Source organism: Shewanella scandinavica (assembly GCF_031932065.1).
In the GTDB taxonomy this organism is placed as follows: domain Bacteria; phylum Pseudomonadota; class Gammaproteobacteria; order Enterobacterales; family Shewanellaceae; genus Shewanella; species Shewanella baltica.
The window spans coordinates 28320-47816 of the sequence record NZ_JAUOES010000026.1 but is presented as its reverse complement, the minus strand read 5'-3'; the positions used below and the strand labels follow the sequence as shown (position 1 = coordinate 47816).

Here is a 19497-nt window from a genome sequence, read left to right as displayed (position 1 = left end):
AATTTATTCCTTGGGAAGAACGACTGTCACCACACAGCCCTGTTGCCACGGCAATAAGGCTTGCGTGGATTGCTGACAGTTTTCGATTTGAATGCTGCCATGGTGGCGACTGACCACATCCTTACAGATGGCTAAACCTAGGCCTAATCCCGCATCTTTGGTTGAGGCGAATGATGCCATTAACTCACTAGCCTGCCCCTGTAACCCTTCACCATTATCAATCACTAATACTTTGATTTCATGCGGTTGAAAATAGATATCGATCCATAATTGTCGCGCGCGGTTATCGCCGCAGGTTTCTAACGCATCTAAGCTATTTTTCACGAGATTGACCCACATTTGACTTAAGCCAACGCTATCGCCCACCAGTTCAAAAGGCTCACCCTGCACTCGCACATTCACTTGCACATTGGCCCGGTCTAACTCACGCCGCAGTAAAGCTAGCGCCTCCTTCACCACCAGTACGATATCTAACGGCTCTGTCTTGGCCTGACGCCGTTTGAGTAAACCGCGAATACGGTGCACAACCGCACCCGCGCGAATCGACTGCGCATTAATTTTACCCAGTACATCATAGAGTTCGGGATTATCTTGCCCAAGCCTTTCCAGTTGCAGCATGGCGCCTTCGCTGTATTGGGTAATCGCCGCTATGGGTTGATTGAGTTCGTGCGCAAGACCTGCGCCAATTTCCCCCAGAATTGCCGCACTTTGCAGCCGCTCAAGCTGCAATGCCTTGTCCTTTAATTGGCGCTCAGTGCTGACTAAAAACTCACTTTTCTGGCGAAACTTATATTCAAGCCACAGGTGATAAATGGTGGAAATAATGAAAATTAACAACAGTGCGCCACCCCATTCTTTATTTTTTGCCATCCATTTGTATACGGTTTGATAAAGTGGTGGTGATGCTCCCTGTAGTTGTAATTCTTTAAATAACTCAATCACTTTTAACTGGCTTACGGGCGCAGTCCAGCCCAAAGTATCGGCGGTAATTGCTGCAATATGATCGGCGGGTAAATCGAATAAGGCGCGGGTAATCGCCATCGTCAGCTTAGGAGAAACCGTATCCGCCGCAGCGAATGACCAGTTTGGGTATAACTGAGTGCTCACCTCGCAATCATATCCTGCAGGCGTAGCAGGATGGATAACCCGATAATCGCCCTGATTAACAAGACCCGTTGCGATCATTTCCTCTAAGGTACAAAAAGGCGCTATTGCGGCGTCGGCACTGCCATCTCTGACTTGATAGATAAGCGGTTCTAACGGGAACCCGAGGAAGCGCAATTGCCCAAAAAATTGTTCGGGTAAAAACCCCATTTTATGCAGTAACCCCATTGCCGCTTGATACCCCCCCAAGGCCTGCGGATCACTGGCGACCACATTGCGCCCGCGCAAATCCTGCAAGGTACGGATAGGGCTGTCGGCGCGGACAATAATGGTCGCACCTATGGTAAAAGTACTGCCTTGATGCTTACGACTCTTCATTGTCGCAAGCCAAGACAACGGGAAATTGTTACTTAGATGCAGATATTGCCCAGGGTTAGTGACGATAAACTGCAAATCATGCTCAAGTAACTGACTACGCATGCCATTAAAATCCACAGGCACGACTTCAAAATGACTATTAGGCACTTGCTCACTGAGGTAATCCATCATAGGTTGCCAACGCTGCTTGGCCTGTAACACGCCGTGGTTGGCCAACACTCCGACTTTAAAGTGGTTCACCTGTGGCACGTCATCGGCATAGGACTGATTGAGCCCAATGACACTTAGGCATAATCCCATCACTACCGCTTTACACCAAGAGCCCGTCGCCATCGCCGCTATTACCTTGCCTTATATGCTATTAAACGACTTTAACTCGCAGATAAAAATCAAGCTGTGAAATGCCGCCAAACTCTGGTTTCTGCCCTAAGATAATCGGCTAATTTAGTGATGCACCTCCCAAGACCTAGGCTTAAAATTGAGCCAAGCACCGACTCGGCTTAAGCTGATATAGCTCTCCCGCCTCCATAAGGAAATCCATGTCTACAAAATTGCCACTGTATTTAGTTGATGACGATGAAGCGATTCTGGATTCGCTGGGTTTTATGCTTGGGCAATTTGGCTACCAAGTGCAAACCTTCAACAGCGGCCGCGACTTCCTTGCGCACTGTGCATTATCACAGGCGGGCTGCGTGATTTTAGATAGTCGAATGCCAGAAATCACCGGCCAAGAAGTGCAGCAAAAACTGATCGAAACCCACAGCCCGCTAGGCGTGATATTTCTCACTGGCCACGGCGATTTACCTATGGCGTTAAGCGCCTTTCGAAAGGGGGCCTGCGATTTTTTTCAAAAACCCGTATCGGGTAAGGCATTAGTACAAGCGATTGAAAAAGCACAGCGTGAAAGTCAAGCGGCCTTCGAACAGCAAAGTCTGCAACATAAGTTTGACCAACTTACCGAGCGCGAACAGCAAGTGTTAGCCCATGTGATCCAAGGCATGACCAATAAGCAAATCTCGGAGGCGATGTTTTTATCCCTACGCACGATTGAAGTACACCGCGCCAAAATCATGAAAAAACTCGAAGTGAACAATATGGCAGAGCTAGTGCAACACTTAGGCAATCTACATTCTGTTTTATAAGCCAATGACCCATAGTCGCTAAACAATCGCGACGCCTTCTCGCCACGCATAAGGATTTAACCGTTAAACCCTTTTTACCCAGACCATTCAAGATACCGTAACTACACAGTTTTCATCCTACCTGCGACAAGCTGTCGCAGTTTGTGCATTTGGCTTTGTTAAATATCGTATCAGCCCGCACAATCACGCCATAGGTTCCTTCCTTTGTGCCCCGCAGGCGCTCAAGAAATCCACTGCTTTTTGAACCTCCACCCGAGGGTAACTATGCCCTCGGGGATTTTTTTCTCCCACCCGCGAATGCCTTACTCCGAGATAACAACCAAAGTGGAAATTGAACGATCCAGTTCTCGCTCAGCCTGCAAAGCAGTTATATACTTTCCAACCGTCTTAAATAACAAGAATCATGGAAGAGCGAATGTTCAAACCTTTAATATTACTCAGTTTTAGCGCCTTAGCCTTGACATGCATGAGTGGCTGCGTTGGGCCGCTTAATTCAAAATGTGATACAAATTCCCCCTACAGCAAACAAGAATGCAATGCAGCCGATGCCGCTGTTTATGTTGCAGCCGCCATATTAGAAGGCCCAGATAAAGGTCAAACGTGTAACGATATGTCGGGCAAAGCAAAACAAGACTGCTTCGCTCAGCAACAGGCACTAAAAGAATCATTAGAGAAACACGCTCGAAAATAGCATTAAGGAAGATGAATGAAAGCCTCCGTTTTTATTGCCGCGACCCTCGACGGCTATATTGCCACTCCCGATGGGGATATCGACTTTTTAAACCAGCATCCTAGTACTAATCCCGATGAAGATTTTGGTTACCATGCTTTTATCGACACTGTCGATGCGATAGTGATGGGACGTAAAAGCTTTGAAAAAGTCCTCTCCTTCGATTGTGATTGGCCCTATGTGAATATCCCAGTATTTGTATTAAGCCGCAGCGGTGTAACTGTGCCATCGGCGTTAAGTGAGCACGTACAAGTGCTAAATGGCGATGCAGCAAGCATTAGCGAGCAACTCAAAACCCGTGGCTTTAAGCATCTCTATATCGATGGCGGCCAAACAATCCAAGGCTTTTTAGCGGCAGGGCTAATTCAGGAACTCACGCTCACTCGCATCCCCACTTTACTGGGTAAAGGTATTCCACTCTTTGGCGACTTAGCTCAAGCGATTCAATTAATGCCAATTCACACGCAGCAGTACGACAATGGCTACGTACAAACCCTCTATCGTGTTATAGACAAAACGGCTTTATAAGCCGTTTACATTCGGCAGATGGCATTGAAAGATGAAGTGATGGCTTGCCATTTTGCGGCTTGCCATCTTACTGTAAAGCCATGTAACAACAATGTTAAACAACTAAATATTATCAATGACTTACTGATTGCAAATCAAAGTTCCGTTAGAATATTGTCCTCTAACAGATAGGTGAGCAATATGAGTCGTTTGCAGTCATCGAAGGGCTTTACATTAATTGAGCTGGTTGTGGTCATTATCATCCTTGGGATCTTGGCCGTCGTCGCAGCACCACGGTTTTTAAACCTAGGCCAAGATGCCCACGATGCCAGAGCCAAAACCGCATTTGCGGCCTTTACCTCTGGTGTTAAGCTTTATCACAGTTGCTGGCTTGCGGGCGGTCACTCTGGTTATACCCAAGATCTCGCCTGTTATGGTGACGGAAAACTCGACTCGACCACCACAGGATTTCCACTGGGAATAGAGACTGCAACCGCTGATGCCGGTGCTAAATTGCAGGGCGATTATTGTGGTCAGTTATGGCAAGGTCTTTTGGCTAATAATGAATTTGTCATTGCCGATCAATACTCTTGGCGCACAGTTCCCAATGTCGACATTGTTTACTGGTATGGTGCCGTCGACATTACCGATCCCAATGCTTACTGCATTTTCAACTATGTCTCTGACGATCGCAGCTTCGGCAGTGAAAACTGGGATCTTAAATACTATCCCTTCGATGGCCGCACTATTGTAGGTCGATCCACCCTTTCCCAGTAAGCGCTTATTTTTATTGCTAAAGGAGCGCGAAAGATCGCAAACTCCTTTGGCATTTGCCGCGATTACTTGAATTATTGTCATCCATCCCCATATATATCCCATCATCCACCGCAACTTTTGCTGCGGGCCAGAAGAGGATTCATTGTGACCACTATCGTATCAGTACGCCGTAATAATCAAGTTGTCATCGCCGGTGATGGCCAAGTCTCCCTAGGCAATACCGTCATGAAAGGTAACGCCAAAAAAGTGCGTCGCTTATATCACAACAAGGTACTGGCAGGTTTTGCAGGCGGCACCGCCGATGCTTTCACCCTATTCGAGCGTTTTGAGGCCAAACTCGAAATGCACCAAGGCCATTTATTGCGCTCAGCCGTTGAGCTCGCCAAAGATTGGCGTACCGATCGTATGCTACGAAAACTCGAAGCCATGCTCGTTGTTGCGGATGCCGAAGCCTCGCTGATCATCACAGGTAACGGTGATGTCGTACAGCCAGAATATGACTTAGTTGCCATAGGTTCAGGCGGTAATTATGCCCAAGCTGCGGCGCTCGCCCTACTGCAAAATACCGAATTGTCTGCGCTAGAAATTGCTGAAAAGTCCTTAACAATTGCGGGCGACATTTGCGTATTTACCAATCAATTCAAAACGATTGAAGAACTCAATTACTAAACAGCCCGTGAGGAATATTATGTCTGAAATGACCCCCCGTGAGATTGTCCACGAGCTGGATGCACACATTATTGGCCAACAAAAGGCCAAACGTTCTGTTGCTGTCGCCCTGCGCAATCGCTGGCGCCGGATGCAACTTGACGCGGATTTCCGTCAAGAAGTCACCCCAAAAAATATTCTGATGATTGGCCCAACAGGCGTTGGTAAAACTGAAATTGCCCGCCGTTTAGCCAAGCTGGCGAACGCGCCTTTTATCAAGGTTGAAGCGACTAAATACACAGAAGTGGGTTATGTCGGTAAAGAAGTCGAGCAAATCATCCGCGACTTGACCGATATCGCCATCAAGCTGACCCGTGAACAGCAAATGGGTAAGTGTCGCCAACGCGCCGAAGAAAATGCCGAAGAGCGTATTCTCGATGCCCTGTTGCCTAAGCCGAAAAACGACTGGGAAAGCACTGAAACCGATTCCAACTCAAATACCCGTCAAGTCTTCCGCAAAAAACTACGCGAAGGCCAATTAGACGATAAAGAAATCGATATCGATGTGGCCCAACCGCAAATTGGTGTTGAAATCATGTCGCCTCCAGGCATGGAAGAAATGACCAACCAGCTGCAAAGTCTGTTTAAAAACATGGGCCAAGCACCAGCAAAACGTCGCAAGATGAAGATCAAAGAAGCCTTTAAGCTATTGATCGAAGAAGAAGCGGCAAAACTGGTCAATCAGGAAGATTTAAAAGAACAAGCCATTGAAATGGTTGAGCAACACGGCATAGTGTTCCTCGACGAAATCGACAAAATCTGTAAGCGCGGCGAAACCTCAGGCCCAGACGTTTCCCGTGAAGGCGTGCAACGTGACTTACTGCCCCTGATCGAAGGCTGCACAGTCACCACAAAACACGGCATGGTAAAAACCGACCACATACTGTTTATCGCCTCTGGCGCATTCCAGATGTCTAAACCGTCGGATTTAATCCCTGAATTACAGGGTCGTTTACCGATCCGTGTCGAGTTAGATGCGCTGTCAGCCAATGATTTTAAACGCATTTTGACTGAGCCACACGCCTCGCTCACCGAGCAATATATCGCGCTGATGAACACAGAAGGCGTGAAAGTTGAATTCAGCGAATCGGGTATCGACAGCATCGCTAAAGCCGCATGGCAAGTGAACGAGCGCACCGAAAACATCGGCGCCCGTCGTTTACACACTGTGATGGAAAAACTGATGGAAGATATCTCCTACGAGGCATCGGAAAAATCGGGCTCCGCCTTTGTTATCGACGCCGACTATGTCAGCGCCCACTTAGACAACTTAGTCCAAGACGAAGATCTCAGCCGCTTTATCCTCTAGTGCAAAACCCGTTCACCGCCAAGCCCAAACGACTTGGCGGTAAACGACTCAAATGCAAAAGTGTGACTTAAACGAAAAAGCCTGACCAAGGCTCTCGCTTACCCTTTGTATCCTTGGCCGCGAGTGGTTACATTAGTCAGGTGTTATTTTAATGAGTCGTTATCCTATCCTTAGCATTTTCTTGGTAGCCAACCTATGACCACAGCAACGCCCAATGTCACCGATCTTAAACTGAAACGTAAATCACGCATTCTAGAAGTCAGTTTCGACAATGGTGAGCAATATCAGCTCAGCTGCGAGATGCTCAGAGTCTACTCGCCCTCGGCAGAAGTGCATGGTCACGGCAATCCCAAGCTGGTCACCCACAAGAAAAACGTCAACATCAGCGCCATAGAACCTGTCGGTAATTACGCCGTAAAAATCGTCTTCGATGACGGCCACGACACTGGCCTATTCTCGTGGAAAGTACTCTACGATCTCGCCACCCACCAAGTGGATCTATGGGAAAAATACCTCGCCCGCCTACGCGCCGAAAAAGCCTCCCGCGAACCGCTGATCGCGATGAATATAAAGTACAACTAGTACGTTAGGTAAATAGACGCTTAATTGTGGGATGTAAACTCTAGAAACAGAGAATTTAACAATGGGCAGTTTGTGAAGCTGTGAGTTCTCTTACTGACTTGAGTATCAAAGGAAAGACCATGTCGGAAAAAATCCCCTGCCAAGAATGTAACACCTTAATCCTTCCGAGTACCGCCGAGAAAAATGAGGGTTTATGCATGCCCTGCAAAAATGGCATACGTGCAAACCTCGAGCGTGCGAAGGAATACTACCAACAAGAGCGTGAACTCGATAAAACCTGTCCCTTTCGAGCCTTTTGGCGAGATCTTGTTTTAAGGGTACATAACAAAGATCAAGGTTTTTATACGCTTAGAACAGAGGAACAAAATTACTATGCGGTGAACTGCTTATCTTGCGAGATCTATAATGGTGGATTTATTCAGTATTTCGACAACTCTTCAGGTGAGCATTACGCCTTCGCTGAGCGTGGACTTATCCAAATGGGAGCAAGCCACTCATTAAACTTATTGCACCAAGCAAAACAGGCCGTGTTTGGCGAAAAGCCAGTACCAATAGACAGAGATCGTCGTTTAGCCGCAACCGATAACCAAGACCTGTACAGCGTACTCGATAAGCTCGATGACGAGTTTTATAAAGATCTAGATGATCTCGATGCCAAGCTTAAAAGCTACGCCCTTGATTACGGACTGGTAAATAAGACTTAACTGGCGATTGTCGGTAATCACTTAAAGGTAAAGGCTATCCTTGGCAGAAATAAGCATAATTGAGCCTATCTTGCTGACCCCATACCGCAGCCCAGCCATTCACATCACTCATGTAAGCGAAATAAATGGATTGCGTTTTAAGACAAACATCTTGAAATGGCGCTTTATTCTGATTAATAAAATGCGCCGACCTAACCAACACATCAGTACAAACGTCTTCATCCTCCACTAACCAAATAAAATCATCACGCCATTCATCCAATGCTATCGCTGCCTCTGGGGAATAGAGTCTCAACTTATCTTGAGCGAGTTTCATTTGCTCGGGAGTCACAGAACATGAAACCGCCAACTTATCGAATACACCTGAACCGCCAGCCCAAAAAGACAAATCAAATTCCAACCTATCCTCTAGCGGCGTAAAACCCAATAAATTTTCGATAATCATTAAACTTTTAGCTAAATCGGCATCTGGCCTTTGGTAACGCTTTTCAATCCCATCATATTCCCGCATACGAACTAAACTCCTGCTGCGTTAAGTGACGCATTAAAATTGAGTAACATACTATAAAATAATGAAAAAGATAGGACAGGCAAAATTCTTTTTAGATTAGAAGCTAACACCGAAACTTCAGGAGTTCATCTTCCCCTGCGAAGTTGTCGAAATACGCAGATAAAAATGCCGTGGCGACATCATGGATGATGGCGCAGGCTCGGGGGGACAGGGATGTCCCATCTGAGCCGTTAGGCAATTTTTATTGGAGTATGAGACCAGTAACTAATGCATGTAACTTCGCTAGAGGCGTCTTGGCTGATGTGAAAACAATAGGCAAGAAGGATAGAACGAGCAGTCCTCCTTGGTCGACTCTTTATTAAAAAATCAGGGGGTGAAGCCCCACGACTTTGACTTTGCTTTAAAAGCCATAAAACCAAGTTTAGATAAACCTCCTTGTCGAAATCACGACAAATACCCAGCCTTGTGATCCTCACTGCAACCCAATTCGTAATGTCCTGCAATATACCATCGCGAAATGTTTAACCGCGAAAGTCATTCACCAGAGCCCAGTTAATGCAACCACAGCAGCAATTACAGCAATTACAGCAATTCCATACCGTCAGGTTAATTTTAGGCGATCAACTCAATGCCCAGCATTCTTGGTTTAACCGCGTTGATGATCAAGTGCTGTATGTGATTGCAGAATTGCACCAAGAAAACACTTATGTGACGCATCATGTGCAAAAGATATGTGCCTTCTTTGCGGCAATGGCGCAATTTGCCAAAGAGCTGCGGGCGCAAGGGCATCAAGTGCTCTATTTAACCCTTGATGACACCTTCAATAACACTCAGGGCTATAGCGATCTATTGGGGCTCATTCAACATCAAGTGACGCTGGTTGGCGCAATAAAGTTTGAATACCAAAGGCCTGATGAATACCGCTTACTCAAGCAATTGAGCCAGCTTAAGCTCAACACCACCGTGGTGAACAGTGTTGATACAGAGCACTTTATCTTGCCGTTTGACGAAATCGATACGCAGTTCCCCGTCGGCAAACACATTATGATGGAGCACTTTTATCGCCGTATGCGTAAACGCTTCAACATCTTGATGCAAGATGGAAAGCCACTCGGTGGGCAATGGAACTTTGATGCCAGCAACCGTCAGAAGCTTAAACCTCAGGATATAAAAGTCTTGCCTGAGCCATTAATGTTTAGCCTCGATGTAACTGAAATTCTCGCTAGGCTTGAGCGTCACCAAATCCCGACCATGGGTCGCATTGATGGGCCATTGCTGTGGCCTATAAACCGTGCACAAAGCCTCGAGCTATTAACCTATTTTTGTCAGGTTTGCTTGCCTTCCTTTGGCCGCTTTCAAGATGCCATGACAGCGCAACATCCTGCTAAGTGGAGCTTGTGCCATAGTCGGCTATCATTCAGCCTTAACAGTAAATTAATCAGCCCGTTAGAAGTCATCAATGCGGCCATCGACAGCTATCAAACGAATGCTGAAATTGATATCGCCCAAGTCGAAGGATTTGTGCGGCAGATATTAGGTTGGCGAGAATACGTTCGCGGCATTTACTGGGCCAATATGCCGCAGTACGCCAGCACCAACGCGCTCGATGCCCATGGGACGCTACCCGATTATTTTTGGCATGGCGACACTAAGATGAACTGCATGCGACAAGCGTTATCCCAATCATTAGATTTTGCCTACGCCCATCATATTCAGCGTTTAATGGTGATTGGCAATTTCTGTTTATTAACCGAAATCGAGCCAAATCAAGTCGATGAGTGGTATCTAGGTGTGTATGTTGACGCCATAGAATGGGTTGAAATGCCCAACACTCGCGGCATGGCCTTGTTTGCCGACGGCGGTATTGTCGGTACTAAACCCTACGCCGCCAGCGGCTCTTACATCAATAAAATGAGTGATTATTGCAGCGGCTGTCATTACAAGATAAAAGAGCGCAGCGGCGCACTCGCCTGCCCGTTCAATAGCTTTTATTGGCGCTTTATGGACAAACACCGCGCGCGATTGTCGCAGAACCCAAGGATCGGTATGCTATACCAAACTTGGGACAAAATGGACGAGTCCGTAAGGCACGCCATATTAGCCACGGCCGAACACAATCTTGCTCATCTAAACCGTTTATAGTGGAGAGTTTGCCATGAAAGTACTTATCGTCGGCGGGAGTGGGGGGATTGGCCAAGCTATGGTTAAGCAAATTCAAGAGACATATCCCGACGCCACAGTGCACGCCACCTATAGGCATCATCTTCCCCAAGACAGGCAGAATACTATCCAATGGCATGCGCTAGATGTGACCAATGAGGCCGAGATTAAACAACTGAGTGAACAACTTACTGAATTAGATTGGCTGATTAACTGTGTCGGGATTTTACACACCCAAGATAAAGGGCCAGAAAAAAGCTTACAATCACTGGATATCGACTTTTTCCAGCACAATTTAACGCTCAATACCCTACCCAGCGTCATGCTGGCTAAGCACTTCTGCCATGCCTTAAAACAAAGTGACTCGGCAAGATTTGCCGTGATATCGGCAAAAGTCGGCAGTATTACCGATAACAGATTAGGTGGCTGGTACAGCTATCGCGCCTCAAAAGCTGCGCTGAATATGTTTCTCAAAACACTGTCGATTGAGTGGCAGCGGAACATGAAACACTGCGTGGTGTTATCCCTGCATCCGGGCACCACTGACACGCCATTATCTCAACCCTTTCAACAGAGTGTGCCTCAAGGCAAACTGTTTACACCTGAGTATGTCGCCAACTGTTTGCTACCGATCATTGCCAATGCCACTCCGGCACAAACAGGGTGCTTTTTCGCCTACGATGGCACAGAGTTACCTTGGTGAAATAAGCTGAACAGTGAGTCAAGCCATTGCGACGCATACGGGCTCTTGCAACGTACATATTTCAAAGGCCATCTTTCAAATGGCCCTTGCAAAGTGCATTTTTCAAAATGAATCCGGCAAAGCGATGGATCTTTGCCCTTAAAAAAGGGTTATGCCCAAAAGCACCGCTAATCCTTAAAGCCACCCGCTTAAAAATCACCTACCTAAAAATTACCCGCTTAACCTCGCCATAAAACCCAACCTAACCCAATGAAAATCCATCAATAAAGCACTTTTTACGACTCACAAAACCCGGCATTTGACTAGGCTAAATCGCTATTACCCAAAAGTCCTAATTCGAATTTAAAAGCACCTAAATGAACGCTGAAGATAGTTCCTTTGTACGATTGTTAACACTTTTACATTTAAATAACATCTAAGGTCATGCGGTCATTCACGCTTTACACAGAATAAAAATCTGAGAATCTCCGCCTGAGCAACAGCTCATTCTATTCGGCCATGGCAGAGGTATGCCGACGACCCTGTAGAAATCACAATAAAAAACGCTCGCCCGAGCCAGTTAAGCAGTATGGCATTCCAACGTTAATGACAAACGGAAAAAGGATTTTAAGCATGATGCTAAACAAAAAACTGTCGCTACTCTTCATTGCAGTGTCGGCTACGTTAGGCACATCAGCATTTGCTGCTGATATTGTCGATGTCGGTACACTCAGAAGTGCGTCTTCAAGCAATAATCTAGTGTCTCAGTTCAACTTAGACGCAGGTAGCCAACTCAAAGTCGAGAAAAAACTCGACCTAGGTCAAGGCAAGCAGAAGCAACGTTTACAACAATATTTCCATGACGTGCCTGTTTATGGTTTCTCTGTTGCAACGTCACAATCAAGCATGGGCTTCTACAGCGACATGTCTGGCCGCGTATTAAAAAATATTGAAAAGTCGGCTGATTTTGTCAAACCCACTTTAACGGCTAACAAAGCGTTAGATATTGCCATTCGTGGCAAGTCTGAGAAAGCGGTTGCCGGCCTAAAAGCTGAAAACAAACAAGCTAAATTATGGCTTTACCTTGATGATGCGGCTAAAACTCGCCTCGTTTATGTGACGTCTTTTGTGGTATATGGCGATGAGCCAAGCCGTCCATTCACTATGATTGACGCGCACTCAGGTGAAGTACTCAAGCGTTGGGAAGGGATTAACCACGCCGCGAGCGGTACAGGTCCTGGCGGCAACATCAAGACTGGTCAATACGAATACGGTACAGATTTCTCTTACTTAGACGTTGAAGTGAGCGGTGACACCTGCACCATGAACTCACCTAACGTGAAAACCGTTAACTTAAACGGTGCCACATCAGGCGCAACAGCCTTCTCTTATACTTGCCCACGCAATACAGTTAAAGAGATCAACGGTGCTTACTCGCCATTGAACGATGCGCACTACTTCGGTAACGTGATCTACAACATGTATAGCGAGTGGTACAACACTGCGCCGTTAACGTTCCAGTTAACCATGCGGGTTCACTACAGCAGCAACTACGAAAACGCCTTCTGGGACGGCAGTGCTATGACCTTCGGTGATGGCGCAACGACCTTCTACCCATTAGTGAGCTTAGATGTCTCGGCACACGAAGTGAGCCATGGTTTCACTGAGCAAAACTCAGGCCTGATTTACGATGCTCAATCTGGTGGTATGAACGAAGCCTTCTCTGATATGGCGGGTGAAGCTGCTGAATTTTACATGCACGGCACGAACGACTGGTTAGTCGGTGCAGATATCTTTAAAGGCAATGGCGCACTGCGTTACATGGCAGATCCAACCTTAGACGGTATCTCAATCGGCCATATTGACGATTACTATGATGGCATCGACGTACACCACAGTTCAGGTGTCTTCAATAAAGCCTTCTACACACTCGCAAACTTACCGGGTTGGGATACACGCAAAGCATTCCAAACATTTGTGGTTGCTAACCAATTATATTGGACGGCTGACAGCTTGTTCTGGCAAGGCGCATGTGGCGTTAAATCTGCGGCGACTGACTTAGGCTTAAGTGCTGACGATGTGGTTACTGCCTTTGCTGCAGTAGGTATCACACCTTGTGAAACGCCACCACCACCGCCACCACCAGAAGCCACTGAGCTCGCGAACGGTGTCGCTGTGACAGGTTTAGCGGGTGCGTCAGGTAGCAAACAGTACTACAAACTCGACGTAGCAAGCGGTGCAACCAACCTGAGCTTTAATATGTCAGGCGGCACGGGTGATGCGGACATGTATGTTAAATTCGGCCAAGCTCCTACCTCTAGTAGCTATGATTGCCGTCCATACAAAGCCGGTAATGCCGAAAGCTGCCCTATCGAACCAGCCCAAACGGGGACTTATTGGGTCATGGTCAGTGGCTATAGCAGCTACACAGGTGTGAGCCTAGTGGGTGCTTATGACGGTGGCGATGAGATACCAAACCAAGATCCAACAGCGGGCTTTACGGCAAGCTTTGCCAACGGTAACGGTAGCTTCACTAGCACCAGTACTGACAGCGATGGTGATGTCGTTGCATGGAGCTGGAGTTTCGGTGATGGCACAACTGCTTCAGGCGCAAGTGTAAATCATCAGTATGCTCAGTCAGGCAACTACACAGTGACACTGACAGTGACTGACAACGATGGCGCAACAGCAAGCACTTCTGAAGAATTTGCAGTTGAAGTACCAGAAGTGGCGTTAGAAATGACAGTGAAAAACGCTAACAAATCTCGTCGCGGCAGCATTCGTGTTGCACTCGCATGGGAAGGTCATAACGCTGATGAGTACACTATCTTCCGTAACGGCGTTGCGGTAGGTACTTCAAGCAATTCATCGTTTATTGACCGTTTCACCGACCTAGCTGGCACTAGCTTCAGCTATAAAGTGTGTGAAACTAACGGCCCTTGCTCAAACGAAGAAACCGTTAACTTTTAATCGCATAAGAAATCGTATCGTGGCGCTAGCGTAAAATCCTAGCGCCGACTCATCGATAAACTTCTCGTTTCTTGTTAATGCCACTCAGCCTTTTTTGAGTGGCATTTTTTATGCTCAAATGCGGCGCACTAAGCCGGCCTCAATCCCGTTAGTATCCTTATTTCATGTGCTTGAGTCAGCTTCACTGGCCAGCATGCGAGAATAAAGCGTTACTTCAAATGCCCACTTTCACCCACAGGTTTTTTGAGTAACTTACGTTGTAAGGTGCGGCGATGCATCCCGAGTTGTCGGGCGGTGGCGGACACATTGCCTTGGTTACTTCAAATGTCCACTTTCACCCACAGGTTTTTTGAGTAACTTACGTTGTAAGGTGCGGCGATGCATCCCCAATTGTCGGGCGGTGGCGGACACATTGCCTTGGTTACTTCAAATGGCCACTTTCACCCACAGGTTTTTTGAGTAACTTACGTTGTAAGGTGCGGCGATGCATTCCCAATTGTCGGGCGGTAGCGGACACATTGCCTTGGTTAGCATTAAGCACTTGCTGAATATGCTCCCACTCCAAACGCTTAGGATTGAGGGGCGAGTCATCGACTTCATCTTCTTGAAGGGTATGGGAATGCCCTTGCATTTCCAGCGCGGCGAGTAAGGTTTGAGTATCAACAGGTTTAGCTAAATAATTATCGGCGCCGAGGCGAATCGCTTCCACCGCAGTGGCAATACTGGCGTAGCCGGTGAGCAACACCATGGTCACCTTAGGCAGCAGGTTACGTAGCGGCACAATTAACCCTAAGCCATTGGCTTCGGCCAGCTTCATGTCTAACAGGATATGGCTAGGGCGAAACTCCCGCGCCACCAGCAGAGCATCGCTGGCATCATGGGTTAGGCGGCACTCAAAACCGTGACGCGTAAGCCGTCGGCCTAAAATACTCGCCAGAGAAAGGTCATCCTCGACGATTAACAAACGTTTCATGATCTGACTCCGCCAGCGGCCTGAATGTTGGGCGATAAAGATGCCGCTTTGTCCTTTAGAATCGTAAAGCGAATTTGTGCCACAGTTCCGCCTTGGGGATGATTGGCCAGAATCAATTCTGCGCCCAAACGCTCTAGACTGGCGTGACTGAGTAGCAGCGCAACACCTAAGCCCTTGGGACTCTCAATTAATAAGGTGCCCAATTGCGGCAATAAAGAGGGCGCTATGCCTGCGCCATAATCACGGATCTGCAAATAGATCTGATCTTCACTTGGCACGATATCTAAGCTGATATCCACCTGCGGCGCACCTAGGGTTTCGACACTGGCGCGGGCAGCATTTTCAATCAAAGCCATGATGGCAGGTGTTAGACTCATATCAGTCAGAATGCTTTGCTCTGCCAGTTGCTCAGGCGCACAGGTAAACAGCCAGTTCAGTTCGGTCTGCGGCATGAGCAGTAAGGTTTTCTGCTTTAAACTGTCCACCAGCTCAGCGATCTTTTGTGGCCGCTGGCGGCGATCGCGGATCGACTCTGTCGCTAATCGCAGCTCGGCGAGCGTATGTTCACAGCGGCCTAACGCAGTCTCCATCTCCACAACCGTTATCGAAGTGCCGCTCATATCTTCTTTTACTTCATCGAGTAACAACCTCAGGCTTGAGAGCGGTGTGGCCAATTGATGCGCCATCTGCGCCGATGCAGTGCCTAGTGCCAAGAGTTGTTCCTGACGCAATTGCCCTTCACGCATATAAGCTAACTGCGCATCTTGGCGGCGCATACGTTTAGTAATCAGCGCCACGCTGGTTGTCATCACCAAAGCTGAAATCACAAAGTTAAACCACATGCCTAAATAGTGGGAGCTCATGTCCATACCATGGTGCTGCATGGGGGATTCGGGCACAGTAAAAATCATCAAGCTGTAGGCTAAGGTTGAAATAGCCGTCAACGCCCAAGGTGCCCAGATTGGCAAAGTCACAGCCGCAAGTGCAATCGGCAGCAGTAATAACGAGATAAACGCATTAGTCGCGCCGCCGGAAAAGTGCAGCCAAGAGATCCAAAATAGTGTGTCTAAACTGAGCGCGATAAAGAGGCCACGCTCCTTGGCAAACAAAGGTTTACGTAAGGCTAATGTGAGTGACAGGTATAACACCTCCAGCACTAACACATGCACTAACGGCTCCATTTGCAGGCTAAGACCAAAGGTGTCGGCGGCAAACATGGTTAAGCCAATTTGCAGCAGCAATCCTAAGGTTCGCAGTAATGCGACTTGGTCGGCGGCCTGTAGACTGGTCCCTAAGATCTTAGCCATAGCCATTCCTACAGTGTGAGTCCGAGTGCGGCCAGTGCGCCACTCGATTGCGTTAATGCTTGGCGTGCACCCGTGGCGAAATCAATGTCGGAGCGAATACCGAGCGCCGCTAAACGTGCACAACTCAAGCTACAGTCCCTTGGCCGTTTGGCATTATCCGTCGGTGTCGACTCAGGCGTTAAGTGTGCCGTGCTGAGTTGTAAAATCTCCCCTAAGGTCAACAGCATCTGATACTTAGTCATAGTCTCTGCGGCGCTAAAGTGATAAATCCCCTGCACGATAGGCGCTTCAATATGCTGTGCAATCATCTTGTCTATGGCTTGGGCAATATCGGCGGTCGAGGTTGGACTTCGCACGGCCCAATGATCGACACCCTGAGCCCGACGATCAATCAATTGGTTAACCAGCACTAGCACAGCAGATTCACTCAGCTTCTCGACTTGGCCGTAAAGGATTGGCAAGCGTAGCACGGCAAAATCAGCACTCGTGTTAAGCACTATTTCTTCGCCCTTTAGCTTAGATTCACCATAAAAATTAACAGGATGAGTGGCAGCATCTTCGGCGTACTTAGGCTGAGTGCCATCGAACACATAGTCGGTGGAGATATAGATAAGCCAAGCATTATTGGCCTTAGCTGCCATAGCGAGGGCTTGGCTGGCGGTTAAGTTAAGTGCCAATGCCGCCTGCGGATTTTGCTCCGACACATCGGGGCGACGCTCGGCGGCGCAGTGCACTATGACTTGCGGTTGCTCGCGGGCGATAAATGCCTCGACAGCCAAAGGGGCTGTCAGATCGAGTTTATGCACTCGCTCACTTGCGCGGCTAAAACCTGTGGCCACAACCTCATGTCCCGTTAATTCAAGCTGTTTTACAACAGCTCGGCCGAGTAGCCCAGTCGCGCCAGTTACCATGATCTTAGCCATATTGCCCCATTCAGTTTCAACTCATGTGTATGACTGACAATTCTAAAAGCTTTTCATATTCAACGCACTTGTTTACTCTTTTAAACCAAACTTACTTAGGGTTAACTCACTTGAGATTAACCTGAGCACCAATAGGCTGAATTTGAGTCCGACACTTCCTCTGATATTGGCAGGCCCTATGCTGCGCCACTGCGATGCCACACATTTTACCTTGTGGTTTGTGAGTCGTGAGCCATTAACTGATCTTACGTTGCGCCTAGGTGAACATGAGGTTCCGTTGCAGGATGCCGATGTGCACTATGTGCCACTCGGGCAGCACGCCCATCAATATCTGATCATGCTGTCGCGACCAGAGTTACTCACGCCGAATCGAGTCACAAATTACCAAGTATCCGCCGCCCAACATGGGGATATTTTTGCCAACATCAGTCAGCTGAACTATGGCGATGCCTCATCGCCAAGTGTGCGTTTTATCCCAGAATTAACCCAAGTATTCCATGGCTCTTGCCGCAATCCGCATCACCACAGTGACGATGCGCTCGTCGCCGCAGATACCTATTTAGCCAAGAGAATCGACACGGGTGTAGCGGACGATCGCCCCGCTCTTATCGTGATGAGTGGCGATCAAGTTTATATCGATGATGTGGCAGGCCCCATGTTAAACGCCATAGGACAAGTCATCGACTTGCTTGGCCTTCAGCATGAGCAATTTGAAGGGGCGAACATAGCCAGTAGTGAAACACTGCATTATCAACCGGCCGATTTGTATCAGCGCCATAAAAACCTGCTGCCGCACACTCAATATCCCGCCAAAACCGCACTATGGCGTTGGTATCGCAATCACCCGATTTTCACTTCCTCCATCGCTGAGAATCATCTTGTCAGCCTGAATGAAATCATCGCCTTGTATTTACTTACTTGGTCGCCAGAGCTGTGGGAATTAGTCAATATCCCCAAGGATGTTGATGGCTTAATACCCGCCAATAACGCCCGCTGGCAGAATGAATGGCAACATTTGCTCGGCTTTAAAGCTGGGCTGACGCAGGTGAGGCGCTTTATGGCGCACATTCCCGTTTACATGATGTTTGACGACCACGACGTCACCGACGACTGGAACCTCACCGCCAAATGGGAACTCGCTGCCTACGAGCATGCATTTTCAAAACGCATTATAGGTAATGCCCTGATTGGCTATACCTTATTCCAAGGGCTTGGCAATGCGCCCGATAAATTTGCTGATGAAATCCGCCCGCTGCTCGATGCTTTTTTTGTACAGCCATAGAGTGAAAGTCAGGATCTACTCATCGACGAATTACTTAAATTTGAGCAATGGCATTACACCTTAGCGACCTCGCCCAAACTTGTGGTGCTCGATACCCGCACTCGCCGCTGGCGCAGTGAATCCAATCTCGCAAAACCTTCCGGCTTAATGGATTGGGAGGCGTTAATGGATTTGCAGCAAGAATTGCTCGGCCAGTCGAAGGTCATTATTGTCTCTCCTGCCCCTATGTTTGGGGTCAAACTGATTGAGGCTGTGCAGCGTACAGCCACGCTGATGGGCGCTTCTTTGTTGGTGGACGCCGAAAACTGGATGGCCCACCCCGGTGCCGCCAACGCGCTACTGAGTATTTTTATGCACCGTAAAACCCCAGAGGAATTTGTGATCCTCTCCGGCGATGTGCATTACTCCTTTAGTTACGACATTAGTATTCGTTTTAGACGCAGTAGTCCTAACATCTACCAAATCACCTGCAGCGGCATTAAAAATCACTTCCCCGAGAAGTTTTTACCGATTTTCGATAAACTCAATGGCTGGTTTTACGGCCACTTTTCGCCACTGAATTTACTGACAAAACGAAAACGTATGTCGCTGCGCGGCAGAAGACCGAATGGTGCGCCGAGCAAACGTTTAGTGAATAAAAGCGGTATTGGGATTTTGGAACTTGCGGATGATGGTGCGCCAACAAAAATTGCAGTTTTACATGGTGATATGAGCGAAACCTTGTTCGAACCTCCCAAACAGGAATAAC

The 19497-nt window shown here is 47.8% G+C and carries 16 protein-coding genes and 3 pseudogenes; 12 read left to right on the top strand and 7 right to left on the bottom strand.

What is annotated here, in order from left to right:
• Positions 1-3: 3 nt before the first annotated feature.
• On the bottom strand, positions 4-1815 hold the full coding sequence (locus Q4Q50_RS18485; RefSeq protein WP_311900552.1) for a sensor histidine kinase: 1812 nt from the start codon (positions 1813-1815) through the stop codon (positions 4-6).
• 206 nt (positions 1816-2021) lie between these two features.
• On the opposite strand from Q4Q50_RS18485, the gene Q4Q50_RS18480 reads away from it, so the two are divergent.
• The 8 genes from Q4Q50_RS18480 to Q4Q50_RS18445 all read left to right on the top strand — a co-directional run bounded on the left by Q4Q50_RS18480 (position 2022) and on the right by Q4Q50_RS18445 (position 7941).
• On the top strand, positions 2022-2624 hold the full coding sequence (locus Q4Q50_RS18480) for a response regulator transcription factor (RefSeq protein ID WP_261273998.1): 603 nt from the start codon (positions 2022-2024) through the stop codon (positions 2622-2624).
• 415 nt (positions 2625-3039) lie between these two features.
• Positions 3040-3315 carry a hypothetical protein gene (locus Q4Q50_RS18475; protein WP_259541889.1) on the top strand — a complete coding sequence of 92 codons (276 nt, stop codon included), beginning with the start codon at positions 3040-3042 and terminating at the stop codon, positions 3313-3315.
• A gap of 15 nt (positions 3316-3330) precedes the next feature.
• Positions 3331-3882 carry a dihydrofolate reductase family protein gene (locus Q4Q50_RS18470; RefSeq protein WP_311891348.1) on the top strand — a complete coding sequence of 184 codons (552 nt, stop codon included), beginning with the start codon at positions 3331-3333 and terminating at the stop codon, positions 3880-3882.
• Positions 3883-4062: 180 nt separating this feature from the next.
• A complete protein-coding gene (locus Q4Q50_RS18465; RefSeq protein WP_263256006.1) occupies positions 4063-4638 on the top strand; it encodes a type II secretion system protein in 576 nt (191 codons plus the stop codon).
• Between the two features lie 144 nt (positions 4639-4782).
• Positions 4783-5307 (top strand): ATP-dependent protease subunit HslV, encoded by a 525-nt coding sequence (hslV, locus tag Q4Q50_RS18460; RefSeq protein WP_011918556.1) that lies wholly within the window; start codon positions 4783-4785, stop codon positions 5305-5307.
• Between the two features lie 19 nt (positions 5308-5326).
• A complete protein-coding gene (gene hslU / locus Q4Q50_RS18455; protein WP_311900551.1) occupies positions 5327-6655 on the top strand; it encodes an ATP-dependent protease ATPase subunit HslU in 1329 nt (442 codons plus the stop codon).
• 195 nt (positions 6656-6850) lie between these two features.
• Positions 6851-7237 carry a gamma-butyrobetaine hydroxylase family protein gene (locus Q4Q50_RS18450; RefSeq protein ID WP_006083302.1) on the top strand — a complete coding sequence of 129 codons (387 nt, stop codon included), beginning with the start codon at positions 6851-6853 and terminating at the stop codon, positions 7235-7237.
• A gap of 119 nt (positions 7238-7356) precedes the next feature.
• Positions 7357-7941 carry a DMP19 family protein gene (locus Q4Q50_RS18445; protein ID WP_311900550.1) on the top strand — a complete coding sequence of 195 codons (585 nt, stop codon included), beginning with the start codon at positions 7357-7359 and terminating at the stop codon, positions 7939-7941.
• Between the two features lie 34 nt (positions 7942-7975).
• Here the strand turns inward: Q4Q50_RS18445 and Q4Q50_RS18440 are convergent, their stop codons facing one another.
• Positions 7976-8452, bottom strand: a complete 477-nt coding sequence (locus tag Q4Q50_RS18440) for a hypothetical protein (protein WP_311900549.1) — start codon at positions 8450-8452, stop codon at positions 7976-7978.
• A 555-nt stretch (positions 8453-9007) separates the two neighbouring features.
• Here Q4Q50_RS18440 and Q4Q50_RS18435 point away from each other — a divergent pair.
• The 3 genes from Q4Q50_RS18435 (at position 9008) to Q4Q50_RS18425 (ending at position 14264) form a co-directional block, all read left to right on the top strand.
• Positions 9008-10594 carry a cryptochrome/photolyase family protein gene (locus Q4Q50_RS18435; RefSeq protein WP_311900548.1) on the top strand — a complete coding sequence of 529 codons (1587 nt, stop codon included), beginning with the start codon at positions 9008-9010 and terminating at the stop codon, positions 10592-10594.
• Between the two features lie 13 nt (positions 10595-10607).
• On the top strand, positions 10608-11315 hold the full coding sequence (locus Q4Q50_RS18430; protein ID WP_311900547.1) for an SDR family oxidoreductase: 708 nt from the start codon (positions 10608-10610) through the stop codon (positions 11313-11315).
• Positions 11316-11927: 612 nt separating this feature from the next.
• The gene (locus Q4Q50_RS18425) at positions 11928-14264 is read left to right on the top strand and encodes a M4 family metallopeptidase (RefSeq protein WP_311900545.1); all 2337 of its coding nucleotides are present in this window, start codon (positions 11928-11930) and stop codon (positions 14262-14264) included.
• 209 nt (positions 14265-14473) lie between these two features.
• On the opposite strand, the pseudogene Q4Q50_RS18420 reads toward Q4Q50_RS18425, so the two are convergent.
• The 5 genes and pseudogenes from Q4Q50_RS18420 to Q4Q50_RS18400 all read right to left on the bottom strand — a co-directional run.
• Positions 14474-14584: pseudogene (locus Q4Q50_RS18420) on the bottom strand (helix-turn-helix domain-containing protein); the annotation flags it as partial.
• Positions 14580-14678 (bottom strand): annotated as a pseudogene (locus tag Q4Q50_RS22400) (helix-turn-helix domain-containing protein); the annotation flags it as partial. The pseudogenes Q4Q50_RS22400 and Q4Q50_RS18420, both read right to left, overlap by 5 nt.
• Positions 14679-14685: 7 nt before the next feature.
• Entirely contained in the window at positions 14686-15237 is a 552-nt protein-coding gene (locus tag Q4Q50_RS18410) for a response regulator transcription factor (RefSeq protein ID WP_220591845.1), read from the bottom strand.
• Complete coding sequence (locus Q4Q50_RS18405; RefSeq protein WP_311900544.1) at positions 15234-16544, bottom strand: sensor histidine kinase; 1311 nt, start codon at positions 16542-16544, stop codon at positions 15234-15236. The genes Q4Q50_RS18410 and Q4Q50_RS18405 overlap by 4 nt, the downstream gene beginning before the upstream one ends.
• A gap of 8 nt (positions 16545-16552) precedes the next feature.
• On the bottom strand, positions 16553-17467 hold the full coding sequence (locus tag Q4Q50_RS18400; protein WP_259567003.1) for a dTDP-4-dehydrorhamnose reductase family protein: 915 nt from the start codon (positions 17465-17467) through the stop codon (positions 16553-16555).
• Positions 17468-17645: 178 nt separating this feature from the next.
• Here Q4Q50_RS18400 and Q4Q50_RS18395 point away from each other — a divergent pair.
• Positions 17646-19496: pseudogene (locus Q4Q50_RS18395) on the top strand (alkaline phosphatase D family protein).
• The last annotated feature ends 1 nt before the right edge of the window (position 19497 follow it).